Raw genomic sequence first — 13,275 nt, forward strand, 5'->3', positions numbered from 1 at the left:
GCTCGGAAACATTCTTTTTATTGAACACACCCTCACCGTTTTCGCGAGAATAGTTCACGCTATAAACCACTTTTTTCTCTTTTCCAACGGATGCATTCATCCGAACATGAATAGCCGTCAGCTCAGGTACTCCTTCTGCTTCCTTCGCAAAACGATCAATATTTTTTTGAATCGTTTCTTTACTGGCCTCGTCCTCCATTTGGCCCTTCAATTGAAGAGACATTGTTTTCGGCTCAGATAACGAAACACTCGTCTCGACAGAACCAAAATAAGGCATCGTCTGTTGGGTAATCTCGGCTTCCATTTGGTTTTGAAGCGCAGAGTTTTTAGCTTCCCCAGCCAGCTTATCCCACTCATACGCTTTGAGCCCGATCCCATCTTCTGGGTAGTTCTTCAAGGGAATGCTTAGGATAAGTTGTTCCTGTCGGTGCTCCATCCCTTCGACACGCTTTTCTAATTGAACATTCTTTCTTTTTAGTTTCTGATGATCCTCCGCCAAAAGGAGAAATGAACCAATAAACAATACTACGGCAACGCCAGTCACTAGCGAAGTAAGCAGTAAGTAACGAATATGTCTCGCCTGTTCAAGCTTTCTTAGGTAGTTGACCTTTCGGCGAAACAAAGGCGATTGATCCGGTTCTTTTTGAATCGCGGCGAATCGTAAGTCAAAGAGTAGTCGGATAAAAACAACTATAATAGCTATAACAACGAATCCAGCACTGATTAGTCCTAATATAATCGTCATTCCTTCACCTCTGGCCAGGCGGACAACAGGAGTTTCTTCTTCATTCGCTTTCCTCCTGCTTTCTAATCAAAGAGGGGAGATGGAACTGGACCCTTCCCTCGATTTCCTTTTTATAAACAAAGCCAAACGTACGGCTATCCTTCGACACATCGATATGATCACCGGTCGTAAAGTACAATCCTTTAGGAATTTTGGTTAAGTCTTGAAATTCTTCAGCGACAGCCGGAGACAGCTGAAACGTGTAGGTCGTCTCAAAATCTCCCTGCTCGCCAATGTTCAGGACCATCCGATCATTGCGAATGAACATCGTATCTCCTGGCATCCCAATCACTCGTTTGACGAACTTTCCTTCTTCTCCTTTGACAGAAAAAGCGATCACGTCATAGCGGTGAATCGGATCACTTCTTTTGACTAAAACCATGTCTTTTTCTGTCAACGTCGGCTTCATAGACGTGCCTGAGATGGGATGAAAGCTGTATTCCCTGCGAACTAGCTGCCCCGAGATGAACAACACAACCAATACCAGTAAGGTCAGAATAGTCAATACAAGACTTTTAGCAATCGAGCGCTTTGGCGGAGTTTCTTCTTTTTTTGTTTGACGTGAACGAACAGTTGCCATAAGTTACGGTGCTCCTTTTTTCTTTATCACTTTGCCTTAATATATGAAACTTGATCAGAAGTAGCCAATGCGGTGTCAATCACTCGATACGAAATCACCGTACCGCCATAAACATTGCCTTCGGAAATCAAGATCCCTTCTGGACGAACGACCTCAACGAATGCCACATGCCCATACCGCGGATCTGATCCAGCGACGCCCGGATTGAAGGAGATCAACCAACCAGCCTTTGGTTTCTGACTAACTTCATACCCTAAAGCTTTTCCTTTGGTTGCCCATTCGCCACCGTTGCCCATATAGTCATCAACGGTTTTGCCTAATTGCTTCACACGGTTAAAGGCATACCACGTACATTGACCAACCGGATAGGAGCCTGAACTGTTGTAATCCACACCGTTGTAGTCTGGGTATTTCATGCGGCTGCGGTATTCTTCTGGAATTTCTTCTTTGCCTTTGATGAAGACGCCAGAACCAGCGCCGTCTGTTTTCACCTGATCGTATTCAGTCAAATGATATAACGCGATAATCGAGTTCAACTTTTGTCCATAGCTCGTGTCAGTCGCGTAAGTCCCGGTCAATGCGTTCGTTGTGCGTAAATAATTCTTCGCTTCAGAACGCCATGCTTGTTGGTAATACCCCGCATTGCCTGAGATGCCCCCACGCAATAGCTCCACGTAATCCCCTAAGGACGCTGCGTAGTTTGGATACTTACGAAACGCTGAGTTGATGGAATACAAATCACCATTTCCTCGATCCTCTTGCGTTGCCATCGATACGGATTGTCCTTGATAGGTTCCTTTAATCCCAAATAAGTTATGGTTTGGAGATAAGGACAACGTACTAGTCCCTGAACCACTTTCTATTAAAGCCTGCGCGATCATGACAGAGGCGAAGACATCGTAGTCTTGCCCTAACTTCTGAGCATCTTCCGCGATTTTCTCAATAAAAGCCTTTGCGCCTTCATTCTCAGTGAAGTTCATAGAAGCTGGATATTCTGCCAAGACCTGTTCACCGTATTCAGTCAAGTTCGCTTCTGGTAATTCTTGCGTTAGAAGGTCGTCTTCCAAATCAATCGACGCTACTATTACTTGACGCTGGGTTTCTTTTTCTTCTGATTTTTTATTCGAAGCTTCGTCTGATTTACTCTCATTTGTATCGGATGCCTTTTCAACATCTTCCTCAATCTCTACATCATCAACCGTCAGGTAATAGTCGTCCCCGATATAGACTCCAATTAACGTCGTTTTGTCTTTTTTCTTCTGGTACAACAAACTACCCACACTGAGTTCTTCCGGCAGTTCTTTTGGTGTCCCAGTACTCTCTTTTTCAAATAAATCATGGTATACATCCGTCGCTAGTTGCTCAGCGTTGTAATCCTCTTCCTGTTTTACTCCAAGCTTTTTAATGCCTTCATAAATCACTGCCGCATGGGCTTTATTTTCAAAACTGCTTAACAACGGCAGTTCAAAGCCTTTCAAATCTGATTGAGCGACTTCCGTTGTTTTCAACTCACTTGGCAGCTTCAGTGCACTCGTCTGCGAAAAGGCCTCTGGCGCTGTTGGTGCGACAAATGAATCGGCTTGAACACTTGTCGTATTGGGTGTCACTGGAGCTGTCGCGGCAGGTGTACTTGGCACAACAGGCGTTGGCGCGACGGGTTCCTCTTGACTTTGACTAGTCGAGGACTGCGCTGGCACCGAACTGCTTGGTGTTGATGCACTCGGTGTCGTCTGACTTGGCTTCGTACTACTTGGTGTTGTACTGCTCGGTTTTGTGGTACTTGACGTTGAACTGCTGGACACAGCACTCGAACTCGATGGACTACTAGATGAACTTGTACTACTCGAAGGCGCTGTCGTGCTGCTCTCAGTCGGCACCGATTCCGACGTTGCCGGAGGTGCTGCTTCTGATGGAACAGACGATTCTGGTATTTCCGACGACTCCGCTATAGGAACTTCGGGTTCTGCAACGGGAACTTCCTCAACGACTTCTGGCACGAGCGCTTCAGTTACAGGCGCTTCACTACTCTCTGGAACAGTGAACGCACTTTCTACAGTTCCTGTTTCTACTATTAAAGAGGAGTCGTTGGTCAGCTCACCGGCCTTCAACACCCCACTGCGTATACTAGCCAGACCACCGATGAAAACGAGTAGTCCACAAACACCTATTACGATCTTTTTCATACATGGGTTCCTTTCTAAATCAAACTAAAGAATAAAATGGGTAATAAGAAGAGTAAAAATAAGGGCACCACTGTCTGCATCGGATCAGAAATGATCTTCGCAGCCAACGTCATGCTTACTCGCTCAGGTTCAGATACCGGGTCCTTTTTTATTAGAGTGCCATCGATTTTCTGATCCTCGCGCTTCAGTTTCATTTGCTTGAAGAGATCCTCCTCGGCATCATGTAGTGAATGCACACTCTTGAGATTTCCTTGAACAAGACGCCGATAGATCGTTCCGATATCCCCTTCACATCGTAAGAGGGTCAGCTTCGCGATCCCATTCTTCGGCTCCTTTTCCACATAGGACACCTCGGTCTCTTCGATGATCTTGTTCAAAGACACCTCGTAGACATACACTTGTTTAAAGTCCGTCGCATAAATCAGCTGCCCCTTTTTCAAATCTTGGATGCGGTGCAACAGGACATCCTTATCAAAGATATTGTGTGCTAAGACAACATAGTTTCCGCGACCTAACTGTTGGTCGGAGCGGTAGGTCGCCGCTCCGGTTAACAGATTTTCATTCGCCATCCCTGCTAGAATCGGCAGGTCGATTGAAACATCGGGAATCACTATTTTTCCGATACCCCAGTTATTCGTTGTGTTCTGGACGACCGATTTTGCTTTCGCGTAATCTGAAATTTTCACACTGGCGATTTGTTTCTCGCCATAGTTCGCTTCGTTGATTTTATCGATATTGTAAGCACTCAGTTCTTCCCGAAGCCCGATATTGACTGCGGCAGACGCCGGTTCTTCCTCCATATGGAGATATCCGTAGATGGCGGTGACGAGTACCGCCGTCATCGTAATAAATAGAAGAATGAACAAGGTTTTTGTAACTAGGAATAGCCGTTTCAGATTTTTCCGCGCTTTGGCAGAGACAATCGGATCCTCCGATCGGAAGCGTTTGATGAAGCGACGATACAAGCCCATGAGTAAGGCGAAGATCGCGACATTCAGTCCCAAGGTGGCTAAGACGATATTTTGATAACTCCACGTATTGCGTTTCTTCACTTTCTTCTTAACCGCTGTTTTATAATCGATCCGATGCCCGGTGACTAACAGTCGGAACGTATTGATCCCCGGTGGCGTACAGGTCAATAAGGTGGCTTTGTCCTTGCCTTTATGAATCTTGACCTTGTCGACATCACTTGGCAAAATCTCTTCAAAGGAATCGATCTCATACGCCAAGCGTTTGCCTAAAATATTGATAAAAAACAAATCGCCTTCTTTTAAATTTCGAATATCGGTAAAGAGTACCTGGTTCTTGACCCCACTGTGTCCCGTAATAACTGAGTGAGTATTTTTCCCACCGATTGGGATCGAGGTGGGCTCAAAATGCCCCAAGCCCTTCTCCAATGTTTTGAATGACGTGCCGTGAAAAAAAGGCATTTGTTTGATATCAATCGCGGGAATATCGACGGTTCCCATGACATCCCCTTGCTTCATAATCTTGTTATAAACCACTGGATCACCCTTCGGTAATCCTTCTTGTTTATTGTAAATATATTCGTTGTAAGCCTTCGCCAATGCCCACTGTTCGTCTTTTTCTTTTTGCGACATCTTTTTCATCGTATCGTCGTACTCAGACACTGCTTGACTCCGCTCACGATTAGCTAAGTAATTCCCTACGATAGGATAAAGAAGGGTCAACACGCCACCTACGATCATGATGATCGCAAAGATTTTCAAAAATGAATGCTTTCTCTGCTTTCTTTTCGATTGTTTTTTCTTCTTCATGACGGGTCCTTCTTTCCAATAGGGATTCACAATTTGAAAGAAAGAATCAAGGACACAAGTGGTTTTGCATCCTAGATTCTTTCTTTAGTAATGATGCATGAATGGATTAAAAAACGTCTTTTTTACGATGGATACTAAACATCCCGACGCAGCCCATCGCGACGATCATGGCTAATATCCACAGTAATACTTGTGCAGTCCCAATGTTTCCACTGGTTTGCGGCAAGCGTTTGATCTCCCCTTTTTCATCGACTTCGATTGGGGTGCCATCCGGTCCTTTGGTTACAGGCAATTTAGGGGTCTTGCCTACGACACTGGATTTTGGATAGATATAGACTTCATTCAAGGGTTCTCCCGTCTGTTGAGGAAACGGCAGTTCGACGACAACAGGTTCCATTACGTCTTTTAACTGCGCGTGTTCCTTCTCAACAATTTGGTACATCCCTTGAACCAAATTCCCCGCATGGGCAAGCCCTTTTTCATCCGTCGTAATCGTCGTATGAAAGGCCCCATCCCCTTGAACAGGTTCAAACCCAGACGCCCCTTGGATCGGGGTAACACGGGTGATCTCATAGGTCATCCCAGGCAAAGGATCCAGATTCTTCCCATCCGCATCTTTGACCTGTTCTGCCTTCGTCCCATCCAATGGCATCGTATCCACAATTTTGGCAAAATCTTCGATCTTGTATTTCTGAACGAAGATACTGTACCCCGTATTTCCTTGCGTTTCAGCGGTCTCTGCTTCGGCATGAGCAGCGACCACCCCACCAAAGCTCAGGAAGAAAACAATCAAACTGAACAATAAACGACATAGTTTTTTCATTTTAGTTTCCTCCCTTTCCTTTGGTCGGTCGAAAATGCAGGAAGACACCAGACATGCCAATCACGAATAGACACGCAGAAGCAATCAGGATAATCCGCATCGCTTTGGTTCCCCCCGTAAACGGTAGCTTGGTTTGCCCTTTATCAGGAACATGGACGATGGCGATATAGTTATAGGTTGGGACTTCTACTTCAATCGGATTTTTCAGTAATTCAAATCCATCTGGTGCCTTGGTTTCAACGATCGTGTAAAATCCTGGCGGTAGGCTGCCGTATTCCAGCCAGCCATCACTTCCAGTTCTTACTGGGTTACCAATTTTGTTTTCATCTTTGATCGTATTTGGATCATCTTTCTTTCCTTTGTATAATTGGAACTCTGCACCTTCTAACGCATTGGTGGTGCTTGCTTCGATTTCTTCAGGTTCTAATGTCCCGTTATTGTTTGCATCAATGACTGTTCCTTCTTCGTACTTGAAAAGTCGAATCTTTGATAGACGAGTTAAACCAGCGTTCACGTCAGTGATGTGCTGCACCTTATCTGTACCTGCCAGAATCGCAGGTAAATCTTTCAGTTCTGGATGAACATAGAAAGGATCGCCATCTTCATTCTCCTCTGGCGTTTTGAACGTATTAGGGTCTGCTTTGGAGTTCAATGGATCATACTCGTCCGTACCTTTTAATTGCTTAGTAACAATTGCCACTTTTCGTGTCACGACGATATCTCCTACCATAAACTCCGCAATATAATTACCTTCTGGAAGGTTTTCGAATTTGTATTTTCCATCCGAACCTGTCTTGATAAGGGAGTCTCCAGAATCATCAATAAATTTTTCTCCCGTCAAACTCTCTTTTACTATTTCTTTGACATAACTCGGATCCTTCAAACTTGTTCGATAGAGCTTTACTGGAATATTTCCGACTGGATCTTCAGGTAATCCATCCTTTTTAGTGCCAATCAGCCCATCATAGTCATCGTCGTACCAGACATAACCAGTTAGATCGCGACCATAAACTCTTGTCCAAACCGTTTGGGAATTAACAGGAAGATTCAATTCAGAGTTCATTGAAGCGTTGTTGACAAGAACATCTCCAGCCTTCTGTCCTGTTGGTTGAATTTCGATAGTTAATTCAATTGTTTTGCCCACAGCTAGTGAGTCATGACTTACCAAAACGGCTTTTGCATCTTTGATTGCAGAAATCGGTGTTGTTCCGGGTACATAACTTGTCCAACCAGAGATACTACTTGGATCTGTATCCTCATTAGTAGAATTGTTAGTAAAGCTAATTTTAGCTTTTTCATCATTTACAGTGATTTCTTTTACTGTATAGCTACCATGTAGACTAGTACCTCTAGTATCGCCGTCGTATGGCAACACTTCCAATAATTTGGAGTTTGGAATGGCAGAAGCACTTTCATTCACCATTTTTATCTTATACGTAATTGAAGTGTCTTCACCAGAAGGTCGCGGATCATTATCTCCCACTTCAATTAATGGTTTATCTGCCTCTTTACTTAAAATAATCTGTTGAACTAGATATTCGATAAATGTATCCAATGATGATCGAAGTGCTTCTTTTGATGTATCTTTAATACTTGGATCATCTGCTACCCACATTTCTCCAACTGTTTTAACTTCTAGCGAATTAGTGTATCCTGTGTCCTTAAAGGATAATTGTGTAATATCAGATGTTGTTGAAAAATTCACTTCTACACCTGTATTAAGTTTTCCACTATTATTAGAAATACCAGAAAGCACCCATCGTAATGTTGTTGTGCCATCTGGATTATTTACAGGCGTAGGATCAGGTAAAGGATTTCCAAGTGAATCTTTTGAACTTCCCAGTTTATAATGAATCCCTTTGGGTAACGTCGTATTTAGCGCGCTATCATATTCAACATCAGGACTACCAGTAAACGTTCCAGTAACTTTAATATCCACATCTTCATTCGTTTGATAAAGAGATTTTGCAACTTCAGTTTTCGTCGTGATACCGAATCCTTTAATATAGATTGATTCACCCGTCCAGTTCCAATAATGATAAGGGTAGGAAATAGGGTTACCAGAAGAATCAAAAATAGTTGGTTTATAATTCTCCGGTGTCCCAACTCTTGGGACCTGTTCTAAGACGCTACCTTTCTCATCTAAAAATTGAATTGCAGCTAATAAAACTAATCGATTCCCAACAGGACTCTTATCCCCCGCAGTTCCTATTACTTTTACCGGAACCGCAGGATGAATCCGACCGATTGTGACTGTTTCAGGCGTTGGAAAACCATCATAAAGCACAGCACTAATCGCCCCTGCTGACTGCGCTGCTTGTGGAGTATCATACCAATCATATTCTTGCAGCTGCGAATCCAGTTGTTTGACTGTCATTGTATATGGAGGTGAGTTCACTAGAGACTTTGCCACCCCATATTTAAAGTTTTCTTTTATCACTTCTGCTCCAACTCTTTTATTAGAAAATGAAACTCTAGATGTATCGTATTCAAACGCGCTGGGATCCCACATCAAAAGTGATTTTATTTCTCTTACACCCGGATTTGCTGTTGGATTAAAACTACTCATGTATACCTTTGTTCCTTTGGTAAGCTGAACATTTCCATCGTTAACAGATACAGCCCCTGATGCGCCTAGACCTGTCATGACATCTTGATCATCATCTTCCCTAATTCTTTGAGCTACGACCGGTCCCCCTGCAAATGCTCCCGGATGTGTTATAATCGTTGGATAGGTAATACTCGAATCATTAGAGCTAGTGATTCCATCATATGAAATAGAATCTATATAAAAGGTATTATCATAGCGGCTCCATCCCTGACTATTTGCAAAGTTCTGCGTTAGGCTACTGTCCCAACCAAAAACAAGTTCAAGACTGGAGAAGCTTTTTGCTGTTGCCTCAGGCGCACGCTTTCCCGTCATATTATAAGTATAGGGATTTAAAGCGCCAACATAGTTAGCATTTTTCATCAATGTACCATTATAACCGTTTGTACTACCACCGCTAAAATCTCCTGAGTCATAAACACCAATTTTAGTCAGATCACCTGTTGGTTGTGAAGTATAGATTTGTTGTGTTTTCGCATGTGGAATATCCAGCGTATCTTCAAGTTGATCAACATTCACTGTGCCATTTTTTGTCCAAGGAGCAGCCGTACGATCTTTGTAAGCCGGGGCATAACCAAAAATGCTAGCTGGATAGTAATGTCCAGTAGTCATATTTTGCGCAGGATTGTTGCCAATTTGGTAGCTTCCCTTTTGTTTGATTGTATAACTAATTTCCCCACTTGGAAAAGTCGATCCTCGATAATCGCCTGTAGAACGTTCTGGCAGAGAGTTTAATACAGTGACAATACCCATATCAAAAGCCTTGACAAATCCATTAACCATTCCAATTAATTGGCTTGGTTTTGTTTCTCCTCTCACCAATTGTATTTTCACAGAGGGCTTTGCTGATACAGTGGTTTCGGCTGTTGTTAACTTTGGTAATTCCGATGAATCATAAACTTCATTAAAGGTCTCTGTTTCACCGGTTTCAATATTCGTTGCATCTACAATTTCCAATTTGAGAGTTGGCTTCAATTTTTTACCGTTTGGAGATCCATAGACATTCATAAAGATTGGGACAAACACTTGACCGGTATCACTAATAACAGACTCCATGACTCCCTCTGAATATTGCGCTCCTGATCCACCAGCTTTATCGATATAAGTTCCATTTCCAATTTCCGCATTATTTCTTGGAACGCCATCAATAACCTCTACTGCATTATCAAGATTAGCGATTACTCGATAACGTATATTGGTATATTTCTTAGTCATCAATTTGTTTTGAATTGAAAAAGAAACTAAATAACTTACTTGATCAAATGAACGAACGATATCATTATTTTCGTCTTTATCATGCCCAGGTAAGTTATCACCATCAAAAGTCGATGTTCCTGTTTTAACCGACAAATTCACATCGCGAATAATAATCGGACTATCCGATTTGGTTTCTTTAGTTGTTTTCTTACTTTCTTTACTTGTTGATAAATATTGAGGCTTAATCAATGAGTCTTCTGGTTTGTATTTAGCCTTTAACAACTTATCTAAGGAGGCATCCGTTTTCTTTGTTTCTACTGCATGAACGTATTTATAGCTTTCTGGTGTTCCTAACTCAGGAAGCTTATTTTCATCTTTTTCATTGTCTTTAGAAGTATCTTTTGATGCTTCCTCACTTGTTTCTTCTTTTGAATTAGACTCGGTTGTTTTTTCTTTCTTGTTAGAACTTTCTTTTACAGTCGTTTCTTTTTTCTCTTCAGAAGTGGTTGAACTCTCAGTCGTTCCCTGCTTTTGTGCTTTCTCTGATTTGTTTTCTTCTTCAGATTTTTCAGGAGTATCTTGCTCTTTTGTTTCTTGAGTTTTTTCTTCTGATTTTTGACTAGCTTCAGTTTTTTCAGGTTCTTTAGAAACTGACTCAACTAAAGGTTTTGTTAATGATTCAAATTGCAGAATTTGTTGTATACGTTCTGTATCATTAGCATTAGAAAGTGCCACGTCTAGAGTTTCAGATGTATTTCTTTGAACCTCTATCCATTGCTTTTGATCTTTTTCAAACTCAAAATAGAGCGATCCTTTCGCTTCAGTTTCCATCACGCGAATAAAAGTTACTTTCTTCTCAGGTTTCTTTTCTTCACCTTTATAAAAGTCTTCGTCGTCTTCTTTTATCTTTTTAAAAATGTCGTCCACTTTTTCAGAAGATAAAGCCTCTTTGTGATAGATAGGAATCGATGACTCTTCTTTTTTATCATTTAAAATCTTGACTGAAAAATTCTGATCGTACTTCAGTTCAAAAATACCGTCTTCTTTAGCAATCAATTGAATTTTTTCAGACTCTTTTTTTGTTTTAACGCTTTCTGCTTGTTTCCCTTCTTCATTTTCTACTTGTACTAAAGGAACATCTAATGCGGCATTTAGCAAAGGACCAATGGAAGTAGCGATGAGAATCACTACTCCCAAAAGAAGAGTTATGGGAAGAAGAACTGCGACTATTGGCTTTTGTTTAATTTTTTCGCGCATGGTCTGTCCTTCCTTTCTGCCCCATTTTTAAGCGTGACGACGTTTTTTATCAATTGCGATTGCTGCGGTACCAATAGTGATTGCTCCGATCGCGATGATGATTAACAACATGGTGCCAGTGCCACCGGTGAATGGTAATTTGGTTTGTGTTTTGTTTTCTACGTGTACTGTGACATCTGCCGGATCAAGTTTGACTGTTACCTTGATCGGATTTTTTAATAACTCAAATCCATCTGGTGAAACAGTTTCTACTAACCAGTAATCTCGTTCAATATCCGCATGTGCCCAAGTAGGTTCATCGGCATCTTGTTTGCCATTCGAATTCGTATCGGTATACCAGTTCAATGCCAACCCATCAAATTGTGCATGACCACTTGCGTCTGTTGTGTCTGTTAAGAAAGTAACTCCAGTTGGTAAAGACGGAGTAGCAGAACCATCGTCATTCAATGTGTAGGATTCTCCATTTGAAGCAATAAATTTCTTCGCAATCGCATCTGCTTCACTCGCCGCAATATAGAATTGTGCACCTGCTAATTTCTTATCTTTATCTTCTTCGGTCTTATCAATCGTGAATCCACCATCGAAATACTCTGGATTGTTTTCACTTGTATTTGTAATCGGCTTTTGCCCTGGAATCAAATAGCCGCTATCGAATTTGTTTTCGATTACGCCATTGAAATCAACATCTGTATGAGTTTCATAAATGGCTTGGATATGTGTATAGTTGCCTTCAACCTTCTTCATTCCAGCTTCTGTTAATTCAATTCGAATGTCTGTTACTGCACCATTTGGATCAGTGATTGGATGAGCAGTTTCAGCTGTGCTGCTTCCATTTTTGAAAACAGTGTAATCCGTACCTAAAGTTAAACGCACTGGAGTACCGCCAACATTGAATACCTCTACATTTACATCGTCTAAGTGAAGTTCTTTTGCAAGCGCATCATGGATGTAAAAATGATTGGCATATACTTCCGTACCTGCAGTTACATCGATATCTGGTTGTGCAACTCCATCCTTATCGAATACGTTAGTAATCGTCATGTCTTCATTTGCTTCAAAATACAAACCAGTCGGTAATTTCACTGTTGCTTCCCATTGGAAAGGTTGGCCAGCTTTGATTGAGTAGCCTTTTTGATCTTGTACTGTTTTATCTAATTCTGTATCATTGACAATATTTTTTGGATAAACATGTACGTCATAAATCAACTTGTCTTCACTGTCACGTTTTGTCTGTGGCAAATAAGCAAAGAATGGCGCCATCGGTGTCGCTACTTTTTTCTCAGTCCCTTCATCATCTGTATACGTATAGTCTCCAGAAGAATTTGGCACTTCGCGAATCAAGTAAATACCATCGGCTGCTTTCCCATTTCCTACATTAAAAGTCGTCGTACCAAAGCCAGCACCTGTTGTATGATCCCCTGTTTTTTGTTTGATCGGGGTGAATCCTGAATCCACGTCATAATGTGTGCCTTCTACCTGCTTCGTTGGATCATCTAATTTGTAATAATTATCTGAAGCATCCTTTTTAGGGATAACACGCACAATCTCAAATTCTACGTCTCCCATTAATTTCTTGCCGGTTGTATCAGGTGTCACAGATGGATCGAGCTTTTCCCCATCTCCTCGCTCACCAAGTTCAGCTGAACTTTTGATTTCATACTTCCAAAGAGTAATCGTCCGATCTGATGTATCATCAGAAATCGCGTTTGTGCTCACATAAGGAACCGCTGGTGTTGCATAAGCGATTGATCCTAAGCCCGATCCTGCCGCCCCCAACATTGTCAATACACCCAAAGTCATTGCCGCTTTACTTATCCATTTTCTTTTCGTTTTCATAATAAGCTCCTTTTATTCTTTTTTGTTTTTTTCTCCTAAATTAGTTAAAATAAGTAAGTGAAAAAAGGTTGCCGCCATTTTATCAATTACTCACTTTCCCAACACTCGATGAAACGATCTTTCGTATTGGATACTAGTAAATATTTAGTATGTTTGTCCTTCGATAAACATACCTCCTTTCAAAAGCTGTAAATAAGTTCATCATTTTTGTTACTATCCCTAGCTATTC

The 13,275-nt window shown here is 41.7% G+C and carries 7 protein-coding genes; all 7 read right to left on the minus strand.

Annotated elements, in window-relative coordinates:
* Positions 1-745, minus strand: a 745-nt coding sequence (locus JZO85_RS20570; protein ID WP_207110391.1) for a hypothetical protein, incomplete at its 3' end; no start/stop codon positions are given.
* A 40-nt stretch (positions 746-785) separates the two neighbouring features.
* The gene (lepB, locus tag JZO85_RS20575; protein WP_207110392.1) at positions 786-1,364 is read right to left on the minus strand and encodes a signal peptidase I; all 579 of its coding nucleotides are present in this window, start codon (positions 1,362-1,364) and stop codon (positions 786-788) included.
* A gap of 26 nt (positions 1,365-1,390) precedes the next feature.
* Positions 1,391-3,547 carry a glucosaminidase domain-containing protein gene (locus tag JZO85_RS20580; RefSeq protein WP_207110393.1) on the minus strand — a complete coding sequence of 719 codons (2,157 nt, stop codon included), beginning with the start codon at positions 3,545-3,547 and terminating at the stop codon, positions 1,391-1,393.
* Positions 3,548-3,561: 14 nt separating this feature from the next.
* Positions 3,562-5,325 carry a sortase family protein gene (locus tag JZO85_RS20585; protein ID WP_207110394.1) on the minus strand — a complete coding sequence of 588 codons (1,764 nt, stop codon included), beginning with the start codon at positions 5,323-5,325 and terminating at the stop codon, positions 3,562-3,564.
* 106 nt (positions 5,326-5,431) lie between these two features.
* Positions 5,432-6,148: a pilin N-terminal domain-containing protein gene (locus tag JZO85_RS20590; protein ID WP_207110395.1), complete on the minus strand. Its 717-nt coding sequence runs from the start codon at positions 6,146-6,148 to the stop codon at positions 5,432-5,434.
* A gap of 1 nt (position 6,149) precedes the next feature.
* Positions 6,150-11,210 (minus strand): SpaA isopeptide-forming pilin-related protein, encoded by a 5,061-nt coding sequence (locus JZO85_RS20595; RefSeq protein WP_207110396.1) that lies wholly within the window; start codon positions 11,208-11,210, stop codon positions 6,150-6,152.
* A 27-nt stretch (positions 11,211-11,237) separates the two neighbouring features.
* A complete protein-coding gene (locus tag JZO85_RS20600) occupies positions 11,238-13,046 on the minus strand; it encodes a SpaH/EbpB family LPXTG-anchored major pilin (protein WP_207110397.1) in 1,809 nt (602 codons plus the stop codon).
* Positions 13,047-13,275: the final 229 nt, after the last annotated feature.

The sequence above is a fragment of the Candidatus Enterococcus murrayae genome (assembly GCF_017315985.1).
Lineage (GTDB): Bacteria > Bacillota > Bacilli > Lactobacillales > Enterococcaceae > Enterococcus_A > Enterococcus_A murrayae.

What these genes read in the sequence shown, in the direction of transcription:
- JZO85_RS20580 (WP_207110393.1), bottom strand. Translation starts at nt 3,547, where the DNA reads ATGAAAAAGATCGTAATAGGTGTTTGTGGACTACTCGTTTTCATCGGT.
- JZO85_RS20595 (WP_207110396.1), bottom strand. Translation starts at nt 11,210, where the DNA reads ATGCGCGAAAAAATTAAACAAAAGCCAATAGTCGCAGTTCTTCTTCCC.
- lepB (WP_207110392.1), bottom strand. Translation starts at nt 1,364, where the DNA reads ATGGCAACTGTTCGTTCACGTCAAACAAAAAAAGAAGAAACTCCGCCA.
- JZO85_RS20600 (WP_207110397.1), bottom strand. Translation starts at nt 13,046, where the DNA reads ATGAAAACGAAAAGAAAATGGATAAGTAAAGCGGCAATGACTTTGGGT.
- JZO85_RS20585 (WP_207110394.1), bottom strand. Translation starts at nt 5,325, where the DNA reads ATGAAGAAGAAAAAACAATCGAAAAGAAAGCAGAGAAAGCATTCATTT.
- JZO85_RS20590 (WP_207110395.1), bottom strand. Translation starts at nt 6,148, where the DNA reads ATGAAAAAACTATGTCGTTTATTGTTCAGTTTGATTGTTTTCTTCCTG.